The sequence below is a fragment of the Rhodococcus sp. NPDC127593 genome, assembly GCF_042671975.1.
In the GTDB taxonomy this organism is placed as follows: Bacteria; Actinomycetota; Actinomycetes; order Mycobacteriales; family Mycobacteriaceae; genus Rhodococcus_F.
The window spans coordinates 96,518-119,347 of sequence record NZ_JBHXWI010000023.1 but is presented as its reverse complement, the minus strand read 5'-3'; the positions used below and the strand labels follow the sequence as shown (position 1 = coordinate 119,347).

Sequence of the window (22,830 nt, the reverse complement as noted above, 5' to 3'; positions counted from 1 at the left end):
CATCATCCTAATCGATAATCACTTATTGCGCTCAGAGCCATTGCATGGGAGAGTAACGCAGGACACAGTGAATCGAGGTTGATTCACAACGAGCCTTCGCCGCAGCGGGGCCCAGAGGGTGAAACCTGCTGCGAGAGGCGCCTGGGGACATTCGGTCCCCGGAAGAAGTCTTCACCAACTTCGAAAACCAAGGCGGATGACCGCCGTCAAGGAGTGAGAGATGAAACGTAGGTCCTCGTGGGTTGTCGCGGTGTGCGCGGCGACCTTGCTGGCCGGGTGCGGCGGCCAAGGAGCTGTCGATACACCCATCGGTGCCGGCGACCCGTCGGCGCATGCCATCGATCCGTCGAAGCAACTTGATCCGGCAACTGTTGCCGCAGCCAAGGACGAAGGCTCGGTGACCGTCTACGGCGACGCGCAGAACGAGATCATGCAGCCCGTGATCGCCGCATTCAACAACCAGTTCCCAGACATCGACGTCAGCTACGTGTACCTGAACCCGGCCGAGTCCTTCCAGCGCTACCTCAGCGAAAGCTCCACGGGAGGTCAGACTTCCGATGTCATTCTTGGCACCGATGGAGTTTCCTACCTCGATCTGGTCAAGCGAGGTGAAGTCCTGGACTTCACTCCACCGGCCGCGGTCGGTCTACCGGAGTACGCGAAACTTGCGCCGGGTGTGTTTGCGGTCGAGGAAAACCCGGCCGTTGGTGTATTCAACAAAGCTGTTCTGCCCGAGAGCGAGCAGCCGAAGACATTGGCCGAACTCGCCGACATGGCGGACTCGGGGCCATTGACAGGGAAACTCGTCACGTACGACGGCACCAGCGGATTCGGTTACATGGTCACACAGACATTTGTTGCGAATCACGACAACGCGTGGCCGCTCCTCGAGAAGCTCGGTCAGAACTCCCAGACGGAAACCAGCGCGGGGCCGATGTTCAGCAAGCTCAGTCAGGGAGCGGCAGTCGCATCCTATTTCTCGAGCGGAGCCATACGATCTGTCATCGAGGGTGCCACCGCACAAATACTGAATCTCCGATTGTATGCCGACGGCACACCGTTCGTCCCCCGGGGTATCGGAATCACCGCGAAGGGCGCGTCGCCGAATGCCGCAAAAGTGTTCTCCAACTTCATGTTGACGGAACAGGGGCAGGTGGCGGCGTGCAAGGGTGGGTTCACGCCGTACTTGGCAGGCGTTGAATGTGACGGCTTTACCGTCGACGAGGTCACTGCCGAATTCGGCGCGGAGAATGTCTACTTCACCAACTGGGATGACGCGCTGGTTTCGTCGCAGACAGAGATCGTGAGCCGCTGGAAGGCAGCGTTCGGGAAATGAGCAACAACACGATCGTTCGCAGTGGTCCGCCATCGCACCAGAAGATCGAGACACCGCCGGCCAGGCGTATGAGGGCTTGGTTACCGGAATCCGTTATCCAGTATGGAGTCTGGGGGATTGTGGCACTGGTTGTTCTCGGCCCGATCATCCCGATCATCTGGTCGTCTCTGTGGTCTACTCCGCTCTACGACGACACCGGCACCTGGTCGCTCGCAAGCTTCCGTCACCTCCTCTCCGATCGGGATTGGTGGCGTGCCGTTGCAAACAGCCTGAAGTTCGCGGTGGCTACGACGGCTGCATCAGTGGCAGTGGGTACAACATTTGCCCTGCTGATCACCCGCACCGATATGACGTTACGGCGGGTCTACGGAGTTCTGCTCGTTCTTCCCTTGGCGTTGCCAGGTTTGGTTCTGGTTGTGGGATGGCAGGCGATGTGGGCGCCGACCGGCTACGCATCACATTTGCTGACCAAGTACACGCCGTTCAGTGTCCCGTTCGATCTCTACAGCATGACCGGCATGGTGATCATGGCCACGGTACTGGGTGCTCCTATCGTCTTTCTCTTCGCACGAGCGACATTGGCTTCCGGGTCGTCGGTACTCGAGGAAGCTGCGCGTTGTGCCGGCGCGCGTCCGGCGCGAGCGCTACTCTCGATCACCTTCCCGTTGCTGCGGCCGGCACTTCTCAATTCGGGTCTGATCGTCTTTGCGCTCTCCCTGGAGACGTTGGGTGTGCCCCTGCTGCTCGGATCCTCGGCGAATATCGATCTGATGTCGACCTACCTGTACAACCACTGGATCGGGCGGGTTCAGGGTGGGCAGGGAGCCCTTCCGGCCGGCGCGATCCTGATGCTTGTCGGCGTCACACTGTTGCTTTTTCTTCGAAACCGGCTCGCCGGTGACCTTGGACGATTTGCGACGACAGGTGGCAAATCCTCTCGCCCTGCGGTATCCGTGCAACTCGGCTGGTTCCGCTGGGTCATCTCGGCTGTGGTGTTTGTAGTCCTGATCTTCTCCACGCTCGTCCCACTCGGCGGTATCGTGCTGTCAGCCTTCACCGGTATCCTGAGCCCGTTCGTGAACCCGTTGACCGTGCTGACGACAGGTAATTTCGTTACGATCCTGTCCAACCCGTTTTACACCGGCGCGATACGGAACAGCCTCGTGATCGCGACTGTCGGTTCAACTGTTGCGACCGTATGCGTGGTTGTGATCGCGTTGGTCGCGCATCGGTCCAACTTTCGGTTCCGCGGATCGTTGGAGCACATAGTCCTCTACCCACGCGCGGTTCCCGGCCTGATCACCGGTATGGCCTTCTTCTGGACGTTTGCCGTACTCGACAAGTCCGGAGGCTTTCGGGCGACACTGTGGGCGTTGGGCATCGCCTTCGCAGTCCGTGCGCTTGCCATGGGCTACAACGCTTTCTACCCGGCGATCGCAACGCTCGGAAAAGATCTCGACCTCGCAGCACGAACGTCGGGGGCGGATTGGTGGACCGCGATGCGAACTATCCTGATTCGGTTACTGGTGCCGGCAATGAGCGTCTCGTTCATTTTGATATTCGTAGCCATGCTCAATGAGGCCGAGGCGGCCGTATTCCTGGTCACGCCCGACACTCAGGTTCTCGGGCTCGCCATGCTTCAGCTGGCTGCCGGGGGTGTGGGTGGAACCGTCGCTGCCCTCGGTGTCATCCAACTCGTCATTACCGCGGTCGTCCTTGGGGTCGGGCGCCTAGCATTTGGAGCGCGTGTCCATGTCTGAGCTCACAATTCGGAACCTGACGAAGACCTTCGGTCCCACGACCGTCCTGAACGATGTGTCTGTTACCGCCGGCGATGGTCAAATCCTGACGCTGCTCGGCCCGAGTGGTTGCGGTAAGTCGACCACTTTGTGGTCGATCGCCGGGCTCCTGCGTCCCGACAGCGGAAGTGTCGTCGTCGGCGACCGCACGTTCTTCGACAACGACCGGTCGATCCACCTGCCCCCCGAACGTCGCGACTGCGGCGTGGTGTTTCAGTCCTACGCGGTGTGGCCGCACATGACGGTGCGCGACAACGTGGGATACCCGCTGCGGTTGCGTCGGTTCAAACCAGAAGCGATCCGAAAGCGAGTCGACGAGGTTCTCGAGCTCGTCGACCTGAGCTCCCAGTCGGAGCGCTATCCACACGAGCTTTCCGGGGGACAACAGCAGCGGGTGGCGCTTGCACGTGCGCTCGCCTTCCCTCCTGAGCTCCTGCTGCTGGACGAGCCGTTCTCCAACCTCGACGCCAAGCTGCGAGAGCGCACGCGCGACTGGCTGTGGCAACTCCAGCGCAGGATCGGCGTCACCACCGTTTTCGTGACGCATGATCAGGACGAGGCGTTGGGTATGAGCGATCACATAGCAGTGATGTCGCAAGGCACCATCCGTCAAATCGGTACGCCCGAAACGATTTACAACAATCCGACGGATCTGTTCGTTGCCGACTTCGTCGGCACCAGCAACCTCGTGGAAGGCACAGTGCTCGGCCGTGAGCGTGGCGCACTGATCGTGAAGGTCGATGGTCTTGACCAGCCCATCACAGTGCAATCGGATATCGAATCCGACAGCGTCGTGATCGCGATTCGACCGGAATCACTGGATCTGGTCATGGACGGACATGCCCCACCCGCGGGCCGAGACAGCGTCAGCGGGCCGGTGTTGGAGCGGTCCTATCACGGCAGCCACTACCGCTATCTGATTGGCATCGGCACCCAAAGCTTGTCGGTGCAAAGCAGAATACGCACCGACGCGTCCCACGCCAGAATTGTTCTCCCGCGAGAAGATTTTCAAGTCTTCGGACCGCGCGATTCATTCGCGTCGGTTACGGCCGATTCGGCGGAGCAGCAGCGATGAGCTACGCCGGTGTCGTCCCGACCCCTTCGCCATTCGAGATTTCAGTGGACCTGTACAGCGACACCGTCAGTCGTCCCACAGCAGGGATGCGCGCGGCGATGATGGATGCCCCTGTCGGTGACGAGCAAAAGGGTGAGGACCCGTCAACCAACGAACTGACGGAACTGGCTCGACAACTCCTGGGAAAGAACGCCGCGGTCTTCCTGCCGTCCGGCACCATGTGCAACCAGATCTCCTACGCCATTCACTGCCGACCAGGCGACGAAATTCTCGTCGACGACACTGCGCACGCACTTCACTACGAGGGCGGCGGACCGGCCGCCCTCGCCGGAGCGCTCCTCACTCCGATCACCGCTGACCACGGGGTGTTCACGGCGGACGAACTGGACAAGGCAATTCGACCTCCCGGTAGACATGCACCGCGGTCGCGACTGGTGTCGATCGAACAGACCTCGAATCTCGGCGGCGGACGGTGCTGGACTCTTGACGAAATCACCACCGTCACGGATACCGCCAAAGGGCACGGATTGCGGTGTCACATGGATGGTGCGCGGCTGCTCAACGCCGTCGTTGCCACCGGAGTGAGTGCACGCGACTTCTGTGAGCCCTTCGACTCGGTCTGGCTGGATCTGAGTAAGGGCCTCGGAGCGCCGTTCGGGGCGATTCTGGCAGGCGAGGTCGATTTCATCGAGGAGGCCTGGCGTCTCAAGCAACGATGGGGTGGGGCGATGCGCCAGTCGGGCATCGTCGCGGCCGCCGGAACCTACGCACTGCGGCACCATGTCGACCGACTCGCCGACGACCACGATCACGCTCGCGCCCTCGCCGAGGCGATTTCGACGCATCCGCGAGTGTCCCTCGATCCAGCCCAGGTGCAGACCAACATTGTCATCTTCGACCTGATCGGTACGCGAACGTCCGCCGCAGATCTAGCCGAACAGCTGTTGCGAGAAACCGGAATCAGAATCGGTGCGTTCGGTCCGTCGACACTGCGAGCCCTCACCCATCTCGACGTCACGAGCAGCGACATACATACCGCCGGGAAAGCAATTTGTGCACTGCTCGATGTCGTCGAATAGTGCTGCGCGAAAATACTCAAATACGAAAATGAGGAGATCATCATGACGGCATCAGCCGACCGAATGTCCCCTGCCTCGATCGCGGTCATTGACGTCATTGCTAATGTCAGGGTTGTCGATCTGGAAACAGGAGCGGCCACCGACCCCAGCGATGTGTGGTTGTCCGGCGGTCGTATCGACAAGATCGTTGGGTCCGGCTTGATTCCTCTGCCTGATTCGGTATTCGATGCCGGAGGCAGATATTTGGTGCCCGGCCTGATCGACTCGCATGTCCACCTGGTCATGAACACGCGCGGTGACCCGATGGCGGGCTACCTTGCCAGCACGGACGAAGAGAAGCTGCAGCAAGTTGTCTCCAACGCGCGCGCAGCGCTTCTCTCCGGAATCACCACTGTCCGTGATTGCGGAACAGCGAGGCATCTGCTGAAGGCGATCGTGCAGACCACTGAAGGCCTACCGGATGTGGCGACAATTCTGCACGTGGGCGCGCCCATTTGCTCGCCGGGCGGTCATGGGCACGTGTTCGGCGGAGAGGTCAGAACCCGGCAAGAGGTCGAGGCATTGGTGACTGAGCAACGGAATGCGGGTGCCACTTGGGTCAAGGTGATGGTCAGCGGCGGGGGCATGACGCCCGGCACCAAGCCCGGAAGGCTCGAGTTCGATCCTGTTCTGCTTCGTCACACTGTCGATATCGCCACCGATTACGGCATGCGTGTGGCGGCGCACTGTCACGCTACGGCAGCTATGGACGCCAGCATCGACGCCGGGGTCCATATGATCGAACACGCATCCATGCTCGACGCGGACGAGCAACCTGCTCCGGATCGTGAACTATTGCGCAAGGCCGTGGATGCGGGCGTCAGCGTCGGACCTACCGTTGTGGTCGCTCGAATCGTTGCCGACAGGCTTCGTGCCAGCGGCGATCTGGTCAATCCGAACGATACCAATGCAATCAAGCGCCTTGACGCTCGCTTCACCAATCTCGCGGAGTTCTTCGAGGCCGGTGTCCAGGTGATCGGCGGGACCGACGCAGGTCCAAAGCATGTCGGATTCGATTTGATGCCGGTGGAGCTCGAGATCTACGTCGAGGCAGGTATGAGTCCTCTTCAGGCTCTGAGATCGGCTACCTGCGAATCGGCTGATGCTCTCGGTATCGGGGCCGACGCGGGCAGATTGCGTCCGGGCGCGTGGGCCGACGCCATACTTGCCGAGGCTAATCCCGCCGAGGACATTTCTACGCTGCGCTCCCCGGTTGTCGTCCTCAAGCGTGGGTGTGTCGTTGTGGATCACGCTTTCGAGCGCACGGCAAGCTAACCGGCCCTCTGACCGTCTGCGAAGCGAGCGGCCGCGAAACACCGGCATCCTCGAGCGGATCTGAAGACAAGCGGTGACCACGATCCGGCACGTGGCCCGCACGGATCCGGAGCAGGAGATTGCCTATCGAACCGCAGACGCCGGCTGAGACCGCTACGCCAACGCCGGATATCATCATCGACCACGATGGCGGGATCACCCGGATAGCTATCACCCGCCCGGAGCGTAGGAACGCGCTCGATGTCGACGCCGTGCAGGCGCTGAGTCGGATGATCCAAGATGCCGACGCCGACCCGAACACACGAGTGGTAGTCGTGACGGGGGCCGGGAGAGCCAGGCGGTGCGCGGCCGGCCCGTACCGCGCCCAGGAGCTCACCAACAGGGCATTGAGTGCGTCCGCGTTCGACTGCGCGATTCGAGCGCAACGGGCGAATCGAATTGTTCGCTACCGCGGACTTCGCCGAGGCGTTACCACCGTCGTGGGTAGGCGGAAGCCCTCCTTTCGCTGACGCAGTCGAGCGCGTAGCTATCAGCAACACCAATTCCAAATCGCAAAAGGACAGTGGAGGAATCATGGCAACGCTTGGCGGTCAGATGACGCTCAACGCGCATCGGCACCCGGATCGTACCGCGTTGATCTTCGAAGGGAACGAACGCACCTACCAGGATCTGAACAGTGAAATCAACAGATACGCACACGCACTCAGTTCGTTGGGTGTGAGCAAGGGTGACCGGGTAGCGGTCATGTCCCCGAACTCCGACCGCTACGTGCTGGCGATGTACGCCGCGTACAAGCTCGGCGCGATCTTCGTGCCGTTGAACCCACGTGCCACGTCCCGTGAATTGAGTTACATGCTAGACGATTCCGGCGCCTCGGTGGCATTGCTCGGCCCAGGTGTCGCGGATGCGGTCGAGGGGCTGAGGCGGTTCGAACCGCTCACTTCGGCACCACAGTTGCTGTATCTGAACGAATCCGAGGCCGCTTCGTCGATTGCCGAAATCGTGCGTCAAATGCCGGACACCGAACCGGACACCGATGTGTCCGAGGAAGATGACTGCATCATCCTGTATACGTCCGGTACCACCGGGCTCCCCAAGGGAGCGCTGTTCGACCACCACCGGATGCTCTGGGTCGGCCACTCGATGAGCTCCCTCGGCGTGAATTCGTCCGATCGTATCCTGCATGTGGCGCCGATGTATCACTGCGCCGAGTTGGCGCTGTTGGTGCTCGCCGGCTTCTCGATGGGCTGCACACACGTGATTCTGCCGGCCTTCGAACCGAATGCCGTGGTGGATGCGCTCGAGCAGCATCGAATCTCCGTCTTCCTCGGGGTCCCGACGATGTATCAGCTGATGATGACGCTTCCCGACCTCGGCGAGCGTGAGCTGTCCGCATGGCGGCTCGGCTTCTTCGGGGCGGCTCCGATGCCGCCGAGTGCGGTTGCGAAGCTGGTCGCGACCTTGCCGGGGGTCGGCTTCTTCCAGCTGTGCGGTCAGACCGAGGGAGGACCGACCGGGATCTACTCGACGCCCGAGGAGGTTCGAGCCCGTCCGGATGCCACCGGGCGGTGGCCGCTCTTCAACGCTGAAGTCCGCCTCGTCGATCCGGACGGTAACGATGTCGCGGTCGGAGAGACCGGCGAGATGATCGTGCGCGGCGAAACCCTCATGAAGGGGTATTGGAACAAGCCCGAGGCCACCGCCGACACCATTCGCGACGGCTGGCTACACAGTGGGGACTTGGCAGTCAGGGATGCCGATGGCTACATCACGATCGTCGATCGGACGAAGGACATGATCATCACCGGAGGGCGCAACGTGTACTCGGTCGAGGTCGAGAACGCTCTCGCTGGCCACCCGGATGTCCTCGATGTCGCGATCGTCGGCCGCCCCGACGACACCTTCGGAGAAACCATCGTCGCGGTGGTGACCCCGGTGACAGGGTGTGACATGACGTTGGCCGAATTACGCGAATTTGCATCCGAATACGTCTCCGACTACAAGCTGCCCCGCGATCTTGTCATCCGCGACATTCCGCGAAATCCGTCGGGCAAGATACTCAAACACGTGCTGCGCAGTGAGATTCGCGGAGCGGAACGCTCCTGACAGTGCGTCGCTACGGCTTGGCTCTTAGGATTGTTACGAGTGCCTTGAACGTACGCCTCAACGTGAATGCTTGAGCCAGGGTGTTCCGCCTAGCGAAGTGTTCAGCCGCTGGTGTGTGTTTGGGTGTGATGGTGCTGTGACCTGAGCGGATACGCTCCACCGCTGCGCCATGCCGATTGGGCTGCCGAGCGGGTAGTCGCGATGTGGTGGGGAAACGAGTGGTGCGTGCTGTCCGCCCGTTGCGCCGTATTCGTGTTGGCGGACGGCACGCGTTCCGGCTACCCCGGGCGGCTAAGCCTTGTGCGGGCACATAGGGGTAGCCGGAAGTGTGGGGAGGGAGCTGGGCGCTCTGGTCGATGACGGTCCTTTCCACCCACGCGAGCTCCTGCACCGAGGAACTCAGCTCGGTGTTGATTGCCGGTCCCTGCTCGGGTGTGAGACAAAGCCGGCCCCCCGGTGCTGCGCACTCGGATAATGATCGACGAACGCCCCGCCGAAGCATCGGCCCACAAGCGGGTCGGTGGCTTCGAGGCGACCTCGTCGTTGGCCGCCACGGGCTGCGGCGATCGGCACGCTGCCAGCCGAGCTAGCCGTTTCGTCCGCCTGGTGTATGTGCCCGATCGCCGCAGGGGTGAGGACTTCGCCGCGGCTTTGGCCACCGCGGTCGCTGACCAACCGCGAGTGCGCGCACGTTGACCCATAGACCAGGGCAGCGAGCTGGCTCGCCATGATTTGCTTGGCCGCCGATACGGGCGAAAGCACCTACTTCGCCGCCTGGGAGTCCGTGTCAACGCCTAACCGGCACGCTACGCCACTAGTTTCCAGGGGCACCGACTTGCGTTCCTACGCCGTCGAGGACCTGCGACGGGTCGAGGACCCTTTCAACAATCGGCCACGAATGCGCCTGGGCTGGGCCACGCCGGCAACGGTTCTTTGCCGCTCGACTGTCACAATGTTCACGCAGCATCGCGACAATCGCTCGAATCCGCCCTGCCCTGATAAGGGGCGACTCCTCGACCACGTCGAAATTCAGCGAACAGGTCACTTGCGGCTGCCACGTTCATGCGGCGGCGGGCCGGTTCGGGGGACCTGTCCGAAATTCGGTGGATCTGATTCTGGTGCATCGGTGAGGCGTCGCCCGCGCGCGTGGGTTCGGGATGTGTCAGGGGTGGGGTGTGAGGTGGTCCCATGCGGTGCGGACGGTGTGGAGGGCGTCGGTGGCGGTGATGGTGAGTCGGGTTTGGCCGGCGAGTTGTGTGTGCCAGTCGTTGGTGCTGGGCGGGCGGGTGAAGACGTAGGTGCCGGGGTTCTTCCCGGTGGGCCCGTGTTTGCGGAATAGTGCCGCGGTGTCGGGGTTGATGGCGCCGATGTTGGTCAGTGCCCAGAGGTCCCAGAGGTCGCGGGCGGCGGCGCGGTCGCACCAGGTGGTGGTTTTGGAGGCGGCGAACGCGGGCAGGGTGGGCACGAGCAGCCGGGCGGGTGGGGCGTCGCTGTAGCGCTGGATGAGGGTGCGGGGTTCGGTGGGCCAGAGGGTGCGGTCGGTGGAGGAGAGGAGTTGGATTTTCACCGAGAGTCCGCCGGTGGTGTGGAGGGTGGCGGCGTCCACACTCGATCCGGCGCTGAGCGGGGGCGCCCATTCGAGTCGGCCGTATGCGCGTTGCAATGCTCTCGGGAGCGCTTTGTCGAGGTCGGCGGCCAGGACGCTGCGTCGTGGGTCGAGGGCGATGAGGTCGATGTCCTCACTCAATCTTCCATTGGGGAGGTGTGTTCGGGCGAGGGCGGTGCCGCCGATGAAGTGGAGTCGGTCGGCGAAATGTTCACTGAGGTAGGCGAGGAGCAGGGAGATGAGGTGGTCTCGTTCGACCTGTTCGGGGGCGACGCCGAACTGGTCGGCGACGCTGTCGCGTTCGTCGAGGTTCACGAGGCTGCCTGCACCCAGGTTTCGGCGCGGGTGAGGGCTGCGGTCAGTCCCTGCTCGGCGGCGAGGGTGGTGAGACGTTCGCGGTCGCTGCGGCGGTAGAGCGAGGTGACGGCGGTGGGGATTTCGTTTTCGGCGTCGCCGAGGGCCGGCCAGCGTGCCAGGTCGAGGACGGTCTGTTCCGGGGTGGTCACCAGCGCCGGCCCGAGGGGGGTATCCAGGCGTTCGGCATCGAGTTCGGGGGTGTCGCGGCGGAGGAAACGGATCGTGGCGGTCCGATCGGTGAGAGTGATCGTCCGGTGCCGGTGGGGGACGGCGACAACTGCGGTGGCCAACGCCCGGGGGATCGCATGGTGGAGGCGGGCGGCGCTGATGCCCATCACGATCGCGTCGTCGGGTCCGTAGATCGCGGCGGCGATTCCGGCGGCGGTGGCTTCGAGGTTTGGGATCCACGGGCGCCCGACTTGTTCGGGGGGTGTGACGATGTAGTAGCCGGGGGCGGCGCGGTGCAGGACGCCGCGTGTGACCAGGCGGGCGAGTTCGGGGCGGGGGTGGGCGTAGACGTCGGTGGCGTCTTGGGGGCGGAAGGTGCGCAAGGGCCGGCGGGCCAGTGCTGTGGGTACGGCGGTGCTGTGTGTCAGAGCCATGGTGACACCACTCCTTTATGCGCGTTTCGTAGGGTTAAAGCCTACGAAATGCGCACGTGGTGTGCAACCCGGGTGGTGTCTGTGGACTTGGGGCGGGCAGTCGGCCGTTCGTCACTGGTTTGGAGATCGAGCCTCCATCGAATTGCCGAGCCGCCTGCGACTGAATCCGGCTCTCGGTCGGCAACGGGGGTAGTGGCCTCGCGGTAGCCGCAGCGGGAGTGTCTTTCTGGGCGGGGATCGGCGGAGGTGCTGCAGGTGCTGAGCCTGTTGTTGGCGCATCGCCGCAGTCCCACTCACTTCTCTTTGTTTGCAGTGTCATTCACGCAGACGACAGCGGGCGGATGGAGACGATCGGTGCGTTGATGCCCAGCGAACCCGCCGGTGACACGATGTTTGCCGGGTAGTGTCCGAGGGTGAAACGAACCGATTAGTATGCGCAGTTGATGCGACGGACGTCGGTGGTCGGCTCAGGCTCTGCCCGGCCCCGGCAGGGTTGGTGCGGTTTCGGGTCGAACGAGGGTGGATTCTGGTGGAGTTTCCGATGCTGTCCAAGGGACAGAACGTGTCGCTGCCCGCTGAGGTGGAGCAGATCGACGTGGTGCTCGGGTGGACCGAGTCAGAGGTCGAGGTCGATGCGTCGGCCTTGCTGCTGAACTCCGGCGGCAAGGTGCGCTCCGACGAGGATTTCGTGTTCTACAACCAGCCCGAGTCGACGGACGGGTCGATCCGGTTCCTGGGTACGAGCGGCACCGAGGAAGGTGCGCAGGCGAGGATTGCGATCGGCCTGTCCGCCGTGCCGGAGGACGTGCACACCGTGGCCTTGGTCGGCAGTGTGGGCAACGGCAGGTTCGGTGATCTCGGAAAGCTCGCTCTGCGTGTCGTCGACGGGGCCGGGTACACGTTGGCGGAGTACGTCACGGCCGATGCCACGACCGAGTCGGCGTTCGTGTTCGGCGAGGTGTACCGCCGCAACGCTGAGTGGAAGATCCGGGCGGTCGGGCAGGGATGGGAGTCCGGGCTGGCGGGTTTGGCCACGGACTTCGGTGTCGACATCGATGACGAGCCTGATCTCGAACCCACCACCGGTGATGACTCATTCGGCAGTGTCGAACCCGCTGCGCCGCCGAACGGGCCTGCCGGCGAGACCCCGCAACTGGTGCCCGAACTGCCCACCACACCCACCGCACCGGCGACACAGACGAAGACGAGAGGCCGGGGTGTCCGCACCGCCAAGCGGGCGGTGCGGAAGTCGAAGCCGGTCGAATTCACCCTCGCCGAACAGGACACCTGGCAGCCGGCGCGGTTGTTCTCGGTTATCGGTGTCGGGACCGGTGAGGAACAGGAGCGGCGCGCTACCTCCGCCTTGATCGCCACCATGCAGGCGGTGCGCCCCTTCGCACGGGCGGTGTGCGCCCGGATGGGGGCCCCGGTCGGTGTCTTCGAAGGTTATGTGGAGGTGGCGTACGAGCGGGGTGAGACGAAGGTGATCCCGGACGCGGTGCTGAAGGTCTCCCGCGGCACCAGGGTGTGGACCGGCCTGCTCGAGGTCAAGACCGGCAACGGCAAGCTCGAGAAGGAGCAGCTCGAGAACTACCTCGACGTGGCGCGGAAGAAGAAGTACGACGTGGTGGTCAGCCTGTCGAACGACGTCCCCGCCAGTGCCGGGGAGTTGCCGGTGGAGGTCGACCGCCGCAAGCTGGCCAAGGTCGCGCTGCGGCATTTGTCGTGGGCGGAGGTGGCGCACGAGGCACGGATGTTGCTCTCGCACGGCGGTATCGACGACGACCTGCAGGCCTGGATCCTGGCCGAATTCCTGCGCTACCTCGACCACACCCGCTCCGGGGCGGCCGAGTTCGTCGACATGGGCCGGCACTGGGTGACCGTCCGCGACGCGGTCACCGCCGGCACCCTCCGCGCCGGCGACCAGAAAGCCGCCGCCGTGGCGGACACCTGGGTGTCCCTCTCCCGTCATCTCGCGCTGCGGCTGACCGCAGAACTCGGTGTCACCGTCAAACACATCCTGCCGCGCCGTCACGGCAGCGACCCCGCGGCCCGCAATGCGGCGGTAGCCGAAAGGTTGGCCACCGACGGGGTGTTCGAGGCGGTGCTGCGGATCCCGGAGACCGCCGGGGATTTGGTGGTGATCGCGGATGTGCGGACCAACAAGATCCGCTGCCGCACCACCGTGGAGGCCCCGAATGAGGGAACCTCCGGTCGTCGGCTGTCGTGGCTTCTCAAGCAACTCAAGGACGTGCCCGGCGACGTTCAGGTCGAAGCGGTGTTCTCCGAGCGCGGCAACGAAGCCTGCGAGCATCTCGACACGGTGCGTAAGGATCCGAAGGTACTGACCAATGGGCGATCCGGAGACATCGTGTCCTTCTCCCTCGAGCAAACCTTCCCGATGGGCGGTCGGCGGTCGGGCACCGCGGCGAGTTTCATCACCAGCGTGACGTCGTCGATCGACGCGTTCTACGGCGCGGTGGTTCAACAACTGCGGGAATGGGTGCCGGCAGCGCCGAAACAGACCGACCAGCCGATTCCCGACACCGCAGAAACCGAAGGCGAATAGCCCAGGGGATAGGTGCTCGACCTGGTGCTGCCGTGAAATGGTGCAGGTGTCCTCGGCCCAGCTGTCAGCGTGCGCATCGACGTACTGGTCGAACTTCATGTATCCACCGCGAGAAGTAGAGAGGATCGCGCACCGGCGCGGCACCACGAACGATGACGACATTGATCCGAGGACAGAACACCGCGCTCAGCCATGTGCCACTGACCATCGACGTCGCCGGTGTCACCCCGGGCACGGTCGACCTATTGGTCTTCCAGCTCGATTCCACCGAGAAGGTCCGCCGCGACGACGACCTGATCTTCTTCAACCAATCCACCTCCCGCGAGGGCGCCGTGCGCCTGTCCGGGACCAGCACGGTGGAGGTTGATCTGCGGCGGGTCCCGGCCGACGTGCAGTTCCTGCGTATCGCGGTTGCGCTGGACGACGCCGCCATCGGCAGCCTCGCGCTGATCAAGGGGCTTGGTGTGAGGGTTCGCGGTCAAGATGGCACCTGTGTCGATGCTGCCGCGGTCGGACTGACCAGTGAACGCGCCGCGGTTCTCTTCGAGCTCTACCGGCGCGGTGATCAGTGGAAAGCGCGCAATATCTCGGCGGGGTGGGACCGCGGCCTGGCAGCGCTGGTGATCGAGCACGGCGTCACCGTCGACGACCCCGCCCCGACGACTGCTCGGCCGGTACCAACTTCTACCCCGGCACCGGCTCGCACCCCGGCAGCACCAACCAGTCGACAGATCGTCCTCGTCGCCTATCCGGTGAAGAAGAAGTTCACCGTCCGCACCCCGGTTGGTGATTCCTCCTATGATGTGCCGTCGGGGTTCGAGATGCTGCACTTCGACCTCGAGCACATGTTCGAGATTGCCTTGGACGGCACGGGAATCGATCCGGAGAACACCTGGTGGGAACTGTCTTTCGATCCCGCAGACCAGGTCGACGAGTACACGATCAGCAAAGTCTCCTTCACGTGCAGGCCCGCTTACACGCGAGATCCGTTCGGCGTTCGTATCACTTACGAAGAGGACGGAATGACCAAGCCGTACGGGTACCGCCCGGACTTGGACTTTCCGGAATGGGGTGGTGGGGTCGGAACCGGTCCGTGCAAGCTGCATTCGATCGCATTCGATCTGCGGATGTGGGCGGATAAAGCGGTCGAGGAAGGATATCGATTCGACGGACCGTGGATGTTCCGGTTCGTCGAGGACCCTGACAGCGGCAAGCTCCTCGAGGCATTCAGCGCCGCGTCGTGGACGAAACCCAAACGCTGGCGGGTCGCCCCGCAATAGTCCGCCCCGACGACACGCACGCTGGACGATCATCGGTGCCGACAACTGTCGCTCGGGCCACCGCGACGCGGGGATGCCCTGTCGGACGTCCTTCACCCGATCGGCCCGCCCGGGCTGTTCATTTCCGGGCGGCGGTCCATTTCAAGCCCCAGCGGTATGCCTTGGAGATTTCGGATTGGGTTCCGTTGATGTACCGCACTTCTCGTGTGACGGTCAGTTCGTTCTTTTCGTTCTTCAGCGGGGCGATGGCGCAGGATCGGGCGCGGTTGTCGGGAGAGTCGAGGCGTACTTCTACTTCGGGGCCGTGGGGTGGGTACAAGGTGACCACGCCGCCGGCAGCGGACCAGTTCGGGGTGCCGTCGTAGATGTAGGCGAAGATGAGGATGCGTTTGAAGTCGGCGAGGTGGGCGAGGTTGATGTGCAGGTTCTCGCCGTCCGCGTTGGTGCCGGATCGGTCGTCGCCGTCGAGTGCGATGTAGGGCGGGTAGTTCAGGTCGCCGAACGCCTTGCCGAGCGCTTGGACGACGCCTTTGGACCCGTTGTTGAGTTGGTAGAGGCAGGCGAGATCGAGGTCGATCGCGCCGTTGCCGAGGAGACCGCGCCGGCCGCGGGTCCAGTTGAGGTTGATCCGCATCGTGCCGGTTTCGCCGCCCTTGGCGAGGGACACGGTGGGGGCTGCCTTGGTGAGGGTGATCTTGCTGAGCTGGACCCGCGGCTGCGGCGCCGGTTTGGGGGTGGGCGCGGGAGGGCGAATCACATTCGCGGGTGCCTGGATCGGGGGAGTGGGCGCAGGGGTGGGGGCAGGCGAGTGAGTGGGTACGTCGTCGACGGTGACACCGTGTTCGGTGACGAGGGCCTTGAGGCCACTGTCCCAGCCGGCGGAGACGTTCCGGATCTTCCATTGCTCACCGCGCCGGTAGATCTCGGCGAGAACGGCGGCCCGTTCGGTGGTCAGGCCCAGGGCCGGGGCCGAGACCGAACCCAGCGTGACGCCGAGGCCTGCAATGGCGGCAAGGCTCCCGGGAGCGGACTCGTCCATGCTCACCGCCAGACGCAGCGTGTCGATCCCGTACGGCACCTTGGTGACGTCGACCGCGACTGTGCTGGGGCCGGTGAGCCGGACCGCTCCCTCGGGGGAGGCGGGTTGATTGAAGAACACGAAGTCGCTGTCGCTTCGCACCTTCCCGGTGGAGGTGACCTGGAACACCATGAGGTCGACGGTCCCCGGGTGACCCGGCGACGTTGACGGTCAGCTGCGGTGAGATCAGTGGGGTGTTCTGGCCGCGGACAAGCGAAGTCATGGTCTTTTCTCCTGCAGTTGCTGTGATGAAGGGGGGCCGCTCGCACCGGGTGTGGCTGCTGGTCGGCGCCCAGAGGGGCAAAGGTGCACATTCCGGCGCCATCGGCCGTCTCGATTCGCCGGTCCGGCAGATCCGGGACGGGCGTGGACACCGCGAGGGCTTGATCGGCCAGCAACCCTTGCAGGGTGACTGCGGACAGGAAGGAAAACAGCTGTTGATTCTCCTGCTGGTGATTCCCAAAGGGTCACGGCTGGCTGGCGAGTTGTCCGCGGCTCCGGGTGCGGGTGGGAAGCCGATCCACGAGTGGCTCGAGTTGCGCCCGTTCTTGGGCGGATGTCACGACCGTGACGGAATGATGCACGGTGGGTGAGGTCCTGTTGCGGACCTTCTCCCGCTTGTCGTGATTGGTGTCCTGGTCCGGTGCGGCGCCGCACGAGGACACCCTGATCGAGGCGGCTGTCCTTCACCCCCCGACTGAACTGCTAGTCGGGTTGTTCGACGGTGTCGGTGATGCGGTCGTGGACCGGAGGTTTCGAGGTTCTGGCCGGCGCGGGCGGCAGTGTGAGCGCGGGTGTATTCGGTTGTCGTTGAGCCGGATGGGGATGCGGTGGGCGGTCGCGGGGTGGGCCTCTGGACCAGTTCGCGGTTGGACGTGTTCGCGTATCTCGCTGACGTTGAGGGGCAGGTGGGGCGGGTTGGAGAGTTGTTTCGGGTGGTCGGCGCAGCTCGCTACCTGAGGAACTTCAGCACCTGCTGGACGAACTGTTCGTGGTGTTGGAACACGCCGCCGTGACCGGCGTCCGGGTAGATCCGGAGCGAGGCGTTCGGGAGGCGGTGGGCGAGGTCGAAGGAAGCCCTCGTCGGGAGCATCCGGTCGTCCTCTCCGTTCGCGACGAGCACGGGGTGCTCGATCGAGCCCAGGTCCATGGGGTCCTGCGCTCCCCACCGATGAATCGCGAGGATCTGCGCGGCGACTGCCCGAGGTGAGGTGGGGTTGACGCGGTCGTGGGTGCGTTCGGTGAGCCGGTCCATGTAGGCCGTTGCCGCTGCCTTGCCGTTGGCGGTCCTGGTGAAGAAGAGGTAGCGCTTGGGGTCTGTGCGGGTGAGCAGCCCGTGCACGGTGTCGCCGAGAAGTTTCACCGTGATGTTGCCGACGCCGTTACCGCCGGCTGCGCCTGTGCCGGCGAGGACGATCCGGCGGACCAGCGCCGGCTGCTGCGCCGCGATCACCTGCGCGATGAATCCCCCGAGGGAGAATCCCATCAGGTCGACTTGCTCGAGGCCGAGTGCTCGGATGATGGCGATTGCGTCGTCGGCCATGGCCGCGACGGTGGTGGGCGTGTGACCCTCACTTGCGCCGATCCCGCGGTTGTCGAAGGTAATCACGCGACGTTCCGATGCGATTCCGTCGATGACACGCGGGTCCCAGTCGTCGAGGACCGCGGTGAAGTGGTGCAGGAAGACAACGGGCACGCCGGTGCTCGGACCGAACTCGCGATAGGCGAACCGCTTTCCGTCGACGTCGACGCTCAGGGTCGGAGACGTGTTCGCAGTTCTGGGCGGGGCTTGCTGGTTCATCGTTTCTCCTGAACATCGGCATGTTCTGCCGGGTTTGACCTGAACGTTCCTGGGCCGACTCCTGCCCTGCTGCCGGGACCGCGTGGGCACAGGGGTGGCCGCGTACCGGTGGCGTAGCCGCCAGGGTGAGTGGGGGGAGGGCAGCTGCTCTAGCCTCCGCGTTTGGGGCGCAGGGTTGTCCGGCCGTTGCGGCGCAACAGCGCCACCGTGGTGGCGAGGCGACCCCGATTCAGGTCGGGTTCGAGACCGGCACTGATGCGGTGCAGCTGGTCGGTGTGCCAGCCGAGGTCGAGGATCCCGTCGAGGGCCTTGATGTCGACCACCCGGCCCAGGACGCCGCGCATCCCGGATCGCGACTGATGAGTGGTTAGGGTGTCGGCGCGCCGGGTGAGGATGACATCGGCAGCGTCGGTGGTCGTTGCGGTGGGTCGGCCGATCCCGACGACATCGCACTCGCCGGCACCGATCGCGTCCTCCATGGCGGTGCGGGAGCGGAAACCGCCGGTCACGGCCAGCGGCACATCTCCTGCCAGCACGCGGACCGTGCGGGCGTACTCGAGGAAATACGCCTCGCGGGCGCGGGTACTGGCCGCGGCGGTGCCCATCATGGCCGGAGACTCGTAGCTTCCGCCGCTGACCTCGATCAGGTCGAGACCTTCCTGGGCCAGCGCCGCGACCACGCCGCGCGACTCGTTCTCGGTGAATCCGCCGCGCTGGAAGTCGGCCGAATTGAGTTTGATGCCCACCGCGAAACCCGGTGACACCCGCGCGCGGATCCGGCGCACGACCGCGAGGACGAACCGCATCCGCCGCTCCGGGTCACCGCCCCACTCGTCGTCGCGCCGGTTCGCCAACGGTGAGAGGAACTGGGCGACGAGGTAACCGTGCGCACCATGGATCTGCACGCCGTCGAAACCGGCTGTCTCGCAAACCACCGCGGCGGCGGCGAAACGTTCGATGATGTCCTCGATCTCGCCGGGGGTCAGCTCACGCGGTGTGGACGCGCCGGGAATATCGACCGGGACCGGACTGGGGGCGACGGGAGTGTGCCCGAGCGCGAGCGGGTTCGACTGGCGTCCGGGATGGTTGAGTTGCACCCAGATCGGGATGCCGGCATCCTTGGTCGTCTTGGCCCAGCGGGTCAGCGCGTCGAGGTCGCGTTCGTCCTCGATGACGATATTGCCCGGCTCCCCGAGCTGGGTGCGGTCGATCATGACGTTGCCGGTGACGAGCAGGCCATAGCCGCCGCGACTCCAGGTGGTGTAGAGCCGCTCGAGGCGGCCGTCGGGAGCGTTCCGCGCGTCGCCGAGCGCTTCGCTCAACGCGGCCTTCATGATCCGGTTCGGGAGTACCTGGCCGCAGGGCAGCGGCAGTGGGTCGTGCAGGGATGCCATGGATTGGTACCTTTCGCGGGAGTGGTGGTTACGACGTCACAGGGGCGGTGGTGTGGGCGGCCCGCAGTGCGGCCTTGTCGATCTTGCCGACCGCGTTCTTGGCGATGGCATCGACGACGACGATCGACGTCGGCCGCTTGTAGCGGCTGAGTTTCCGCGCGCAAAGCGCGTGCAGCGCAGCGGGATCGACGGTCGAACCCGGTGTCGGCTGGACGTAGGCGACGACCACCTCACCCCAGATGGTGTCGGGAACGCCGATCACGGCAGCCTCGAGCACGGCCGGATCACCCGCGAGCACGTCCTCGATTTCCTTCGGGTAGATGTTCTCCCCGCCGCGGATGATCATGTCTTTCGATCGCCCGACCAGGGTCAGGTAACCGTCGGTATCGAGGTGGCCGACGTCGCCGGTGTGCAGCCAGCCGTCGACGACGGTCCGCGCGGTGTCCTCCGGACGGCCGAGGTAGCCGCGCATCACATTGCGGCCACGCACGAGAACCTCGCCGTCCGCACCGGGGCCCATCTCGGTGCCGTTCGCGTCGACGATGCGGATCTCCTGACCAGGGAAGGCAATCCCCACCGTTCCGGCGCGCCGGGGTCCGGTGAGGGGGTTGAGGGTGGAGGCGCAGGTGCCTTCGGACAGCCCGTAACCTTCGAGGAGGGGGAACCCGTAGCGGTCCTCGAACCGGGTCAGCAACTCCGCTGAGGCGGGTGCGGCGCCGCAGATGCCGAACCGCACTGAGGACGTGTCGGGTCGAACATCGTCCGGGAGCGCCGCGAGGATGTTGTAGATCGTCGGCACCGCACTGAAGAAGGTCGGACGCTCGGATTCGACGAGGCCGAAGAAGGTGCGGGGATCGAATCGGCCGGCGATGACGACGCTGGCGCCGGCGAGCAGCGGGGTGAGGACGCTGACGACGATGCCGTTGACATGGAAGAGCGGCAAGATCAGCAGGCACCGATCGGCCGGCCCCAGCTGCAACGCCTGCACCCCCATCTCGGCCATGGCGTCGACGTTGGTGTGGTCGAGCATCACACCTTTCGGCACTCCGGTCGTGCCGCTGGTGTAGATGAGCAGGGCGGGCGCGGACGAGTCCGCACGTGGTGTCGGATCTCCCGCCACCGGCGCGTCGTACAGATCACCGACGGCGAGTGTGGCGACGCCACCCACTAGGGTCGTGCCGTCCTCGACGACGAGCAGGCGGGCGGCGGAGTCGGCGAGCTGCCGAACTATCTCGTCGTCGGTCAGGGCCGGGTTGATCGGGGTGATGGTGGCGCCGAGCCGCCAGGTCGCGAACAGCAGCACCACGAACTCGGTGCGGTTGGTCAGCTTCAGGGCCACGACGTCTCCGGTGCCGATTCCGAGGTCGTGGAGGTGGCGGGCGGCCGCGCGGACCCGGTCGAGCAGCTGAGCGTTGGTGAGCGATCCGGCGGCGTCGGAGATCGCCGGCCCGTGCGGGTCGAGATCGGCGCGAAGGTCGGGGAGCGATGCGAAATTCATGATGGGTGTACTCACCTTCGGTTCGGTGCGATTCGGCCGGGAGTGGGTGTGGGTGCGGGAGCGAGGTGGCGGGTGAGGAAGTCGATCTGGTCGTGGACCAAGGCCTCGAAGGGTTCGCCGAGGTAGAAGTCGAAGTGGCCGGCGTCGTAGGTCTTGATCTCGCCTCGAGGTGCGGTCCGCGCGTAGCGGAGGGTCCGGGCGGGTGGTGTGACGGTGTCGGTGTTGCTGACGCAGAACAGGATCGGGAAGTCGATGTTCTTCGCCGCGCGCCCGGGCCGGTAGGTAACGAGACTGGGAATCACCCGTGCCGCCACCTCGTTCCGAAACACCGTCCCCGCAGGCACGATCGCCTCGTAGCCGGGCAGCGCGTCCGCGGCGTTCATCAGGGCCAGTGAACCGGGGGGCCCGGCGAGCGGAATCATGACCGGCGCGCGCCGACCAACTTTGGCCACCAGATCCCGGGCGATCAGCGGAGTCACCTTGAGGGTGGCTGCCGGGCCCAGCGCGAGTGCGGAGGCGAGACCGTCGGTGAACGGGCACTGGGCGACCGCCGCCCGCAGTTCCGGGTGCCGTGACGCGACGGTGATGGCGTGGCCACCGCCGAAGGAGCTACCCCAGACGGAGATGCGGGTGCTGTCGAGACCGCCACGAGCCTTCACCCAGGAGATGGCGGCATCCCAGTCGGCGAGTTGCTTTCTGATCGACAGTAGCTGGCGGGGCCTACCGCCGCTGTCACCGAAGTGCCGGTAGGTGAACGCGAAGGCGGCGATGCCGGCCTTGGCGAAGCGTTCGGCGAAGGCGTCCAGGCGCATGTCGCGGGTGGCGCCGAGGCCGTGTCCGAGGATGACGACGGGCGGTGAGGTGACGCCGGTGGGGAGGTAGAGCCATGCGGCGCAGGAGCTGTCGCCGGAGGAGAAGAGGACGTCGTGGCGGGTGAAAGGTTTCTTGGTGGCCATGGCTGGTCTCATCGTCCGTTCGTCGAGTGGGCGGGTATGCGCCCGGATTCGAGGGCTTGCTTGTAGGTGTCCGGGTTGTAGAGGGGAAGCTCACCGGTGGCGTCGGTGGTCGCGAGGTAGTCGAGCATCAGTTGTTGACCGTCCTCGGATTGGTCGGTGCCGAGGAATTCGGTGCGCTCGACGTGCAACCCCTCCGTCAGTGACATCGAGCCGCCGAAGTACACCGATCTTTTGACCGCCGCGACCGCCTCCCTCGGGCGGGCGCCGAAGTAGTCGGCGAGTTCGGTCGCCCGCGTGATCACGTCGTCGGGTGCGACGACCTCGTCGACGGCTCCGTTGGCGAGGGCCTGCGCGGGGGTGAACGGTTTGCCTTCGAGGATTGCGACCAGGGATCGGTGGGTGCCGATCAGCCGGGTCAGGCGTTGGGTGCCGCCACCACCCGGATTGATGCCCAGCAGTATCTCGGGCTGGCCGATGAAGAAGTCCCCGTCGGCCATGACCCGCAGGTCGCATGCCCAGGCGAATTCCGCGCCGAGGCCGAGAGCCGAACCATTCAGGGCGGCAACGAAGATGACGCCGCTGGCGTTCATCTTCAGGAACGTCGCGTGCAGCCGGTCGAGCTGGACGGCGCCCCACAGCGGGGTCTTGCGCACCACGGGTTCGAGGGCGCGGGCGCGATCCGCGCCTCGGGCGACCCGCGCGATCGCGGAGGCACCGCGACGACCCAGCGGTGGGACCGCCGCACCCTCTTCCTGCAGCCAGCGGACATCGGCGTGGCTGACGAACCGCCCGGGGCGTGTCCCGGTGAACACGACCGCACGGATTCCCGGGTCACGGTCGACCCGGTCCACCAACTCCTCGAGCTGGTTGGCGATGTCGAGGCCGAACAAGCTGTGCGGGCCGCCGTTCACCCGCACGATCAACACGGCCCCGCGGTCCTCGACCTCGAGGTGGCCCTTGTTTTCGTGTGTCATGAGATT

Annotated in this window: 18 protein-coding genes and 1 pseudogene; 10 read left to right on the top strand and 9 right to left on the bottom strand. The window is 64.8% G+C overall.

The window, feature by feature from the left end:
- Positions 1-220: 220 nt before the first annotated feature.
- The 7 genes from ACFVJ3_RS22350 to ACFVJ3_RS22320 all read left to right on the top strand — a co-directional run bounded on the left by ACFVJ3_RS22350 (position 221) and on the right by ACFVJ3_RS22320 (position 8,709).
- Positions 221-1,336 carry an ABC transporter substrate-binding protein gene (locus ACFVJ3_RS22350; protein ID WP_378454103.1) on the top strand — a complete coding sequence of 372 codons (1,116 nt, stop codon included), beginning with the start codon at positions 221-223 and terminating at the stop codon, positions 1,334-1,336.
- Positions 1,333-3,096: an ABC transporter permease gene (locus ACFVJ3_RS22345; RefSeq protein WP_378454102.1), complete on the top strand. Its 1,764-nt coding sequence runs from the start codon at positions 1,333-1,335 to the stop codon at positions 3,094-3,096. The genes ACFVJ3_RS22350 and ACFVJ3_RS22345 overlap by 4 nt, the downstream gene beginning before the upstream one ends.
- Positions 3,089-4,210 carry an ABC transporter ATP-binding protein gene (locus tag ACFVJ3_RS22340; RefSeq protein ID WP_378454101.1) on the top strand — a complete coding sequence of 374 codons (1,122 nt, stop codon included), beginning with the start codon at positions 3,089-3,091 and terminating at the stop codon, positions 4,208-4,210. The genes ACFVJ3_RS22345 and ACFVJ3_RS22340 overlap by 8 nt, the downstream gene beginning before the upstream one ends.
- On the top strand, positions 4,207-5,289 hold the full coding sequence (locus ACFVJ3_RS22335) for a threonine aldolase family protein (RefSeq protein WP_378454100.1): 1,083 nt from the start codon (positions 4,207-4,209) through the stop codon (positions 5,287-5,289). The genes ACFVJ3_RS22340 and ACFVJ3_RS22335 overlap by 4 nt, the downstream gene beginning before the upstream one ends.
- 42 nt (positions 5,290-5,331) lie before the next feature.
- A complete protein-coding gene (locus ACFVJ3_RS22330; RefSeq protein WP_378454099.1) occupies positions 5,332-6,603 on the top strand; it encodes an amidohydrolase family protein in 1,272 nt (423 codons plus the stop codon).
- 119 nt (positions 6,604-6,722) lie between these two features.
- Complete coding sequence (locus ACFVJ3_RS22325) at positions 6,723-7,112, top strand: enoyl-CoA hydratase/isomerase family protein (RefSeq protein ID WP_378454098.1); 390 nt, start codon at positions 6,723-6,725, stop codon at positions 7,110-7,112.
- A 64-nt stretch (positions 7,113-7,176) separates the two neighbouring features.
- Positions 7,177-8,709: a class I adenylate-forming enzyme family protein gene (locus ACFVJ3_RS22320; protein ID WP_378454097.1), complete on the top strand. Its 1,533-nt coding sequence runs from the start codon at positions 7,177-7,179 to the stop codon at positions 8,707-8,709.
- Between the two features lie 1,162 nt (positions 8,710-9,871).
- On the opposite strand, the gene ACFVJ3_RS22315 is transcribed toward ACFVJ3_RS22320, so the two are convergent.
- Together ACFVJ3_RS22315 and ACFVJ3_RS22310 are read right to left on the bottom strand one after the other, a co-directional pair.
- Positions 9,872-10,630, bottom strand: coding sequence for a nucleotidyl transferase AbiEii/AbiGii toxin family protein (locus ACFVJ3_RS22315; protein WP_378454096.1), 759 nt, complete (start codon positions 10,628-10,630; stop codon positions 9,872-9,874).
- On the bottom strand, positions 10,627-11,274 hold the full coding sequence (locus ACFVJ3_RS22310; protein ID WP_378454095.1) for a type IV toxin-antitoxin system AbiEi family antitoxin: 648 nt from the start codon (positions 11,272-11,274) through the stop codon (positions 10,627-10,629). Before ACFVJ3_RS22310 ends, ACFVJ3_RS22315 begins: the two co-directional genes overlap by 4 nt.
- 529 nt (positions 11,275-11,803) lie before the next feature.
- On the opposite strand from ACFVJ3_RS22310, the gene ACFVJ3_RS22305 reads away from it, so the two are divergent.
- Positions 11,804-13,843, top strand: a complete 2,040-nt coding sequence (locus ACFVJ3_RS22305) for a TerD family protein (protein ID WP_378454094.1) — start codon at positions 11,804-11,806, stop codon at positions 13,841-13,843.
- 152 nt (positions 13,844-13,995) lie between these two features.
- A complete protein-coding gene (locus ACFVJ3_RS22300; RefSeq protein WP_378454093.1) occupies positions 13,996-15,123 on the top strand; it encodes a TerD family protein in 1,128 nt (375 codons plus the stop codon).
- Positions 15,124-15,241: 118 nt separating this feature from the next.
- On the opposite strand, the gene ACFVJ3_RS22295 is transcribed toward ACFVJ3_RS22300, so the two are convergent.
- Both ACFVJ3_RS22295 and ACFVJ3_RS22290 read right to left on the bottom strand, forming a co-directional pair.
- Positions 15,242-15,880 (bottom strand): Tellurium resistance, encoded by a 639-nt coding sequence (locus tag ACFVJ3_RS22295; protein ID WP_378454131.1) that lies wholly within the window; start codon positions 15,878-15,880, stop codon positions 15,242-15,244.
- Positions 15,881-16,024: 144 nt separating this feature from the next.
- Positions 16,025-16,333: pseudogene (locus ACFVJ3_RS22290) on the bottom strand (TerD family protein); the annotation flags it as partial.
- A 116-nt stretch (positions 16,334-16,449) separates the two neighbouring features.
- Between ACFVJ3_RS22290 and ACFVJ3_RS22285 the strand changes: the two are divergent.
- The gene (locus ACFVJ3_RS22285; RefSeq protein WP_378454135.1) at positions 16,450-16,794 is read left to right on the top strand and encodes a hypothetical protein; all 345 of its coding nucleotides are present in this window, start codon (positions 16,450-16,452) and stop codon (positions 16,792-16,794) included.
- Positions 16,795-17,153: 359 nt separating this feature from the next.
- On the opposite strand, the gene ACFVJ3_RS22280 is transcribed toward ACFVJ3_RS22285, so the two are convergent.
- The 5 genes from ACFVJ3_RS22280 to ACFVJ3_RS22260 all read right to left on the bottom strand — a co-directional run bounded on the left by ACFVJ3_RS22280 (position 17,154) and on the right by ACFVJ3_RS22260 (position 22,824).
- A complete protein-coding gene (locus tag ACFVJ3_RS22280; RefSeq protein ID WP_378454092.1) occupies positions 17,154-18,002 on the bottom strand; it encodes an alpha/beta fold hydrolase in 849 nt (282 codons plus the stop codon).
- Positions 18,003-18,151: 149 nt separating this feature from the next.
- The gene (locus ACFVJ3_RS22275) at positions 18,152-19,396 is read right to left on the bottom strand and encodes an NADH:flavin oxidoreductase/NADH oxidase family protein (protein WP_378454091.1); all 1,245 of its coding nucleotides are present in this window, start codon (positions 19,394-19,396) and stop codon (positions 18,152-18,154) included.
- A 28-nt stretch (positions 19,397-19,424) separates the two neighbouring features.
- Entirely contained in the window at positions 19,425-20,894 is a 1,470-nt protein-coding gene (locus ACFVJ3_RS22270; RefSeq protein ID WP_378454090.1) for a class I adenylate-forming enzyme family protein, read from the bottom strand.
- 11 nt (positions 20,895-20,905) lie between these two features.
- Entirely contained in the window at positions 20,906-21,850 is a 945-nt protein-coding gene (locus ACFVJ3_RS22265) for an alpha/beta hydrolase (RefSeq protein ID WP_378454089.1), read from the bottom strand.
- Positions 21,851-21,858: 8 nt separating this feature from the next.
- Positions 21,859-22,824 carry an enoyl-CoA hydratase/isomerase family protein gene (locus ACFVJ3_RS22260; protein WP_378454088.1) on the bottom strand — a complete coding sequence of 322 codons (966 nt, stop codon included), beginning with the start codon at positions 22,822-22,824 and terminating at the stop codon, positions 21,859-21,861.
- Positions 22,825-22,830 lie beyond the last annotated feature (6 nt).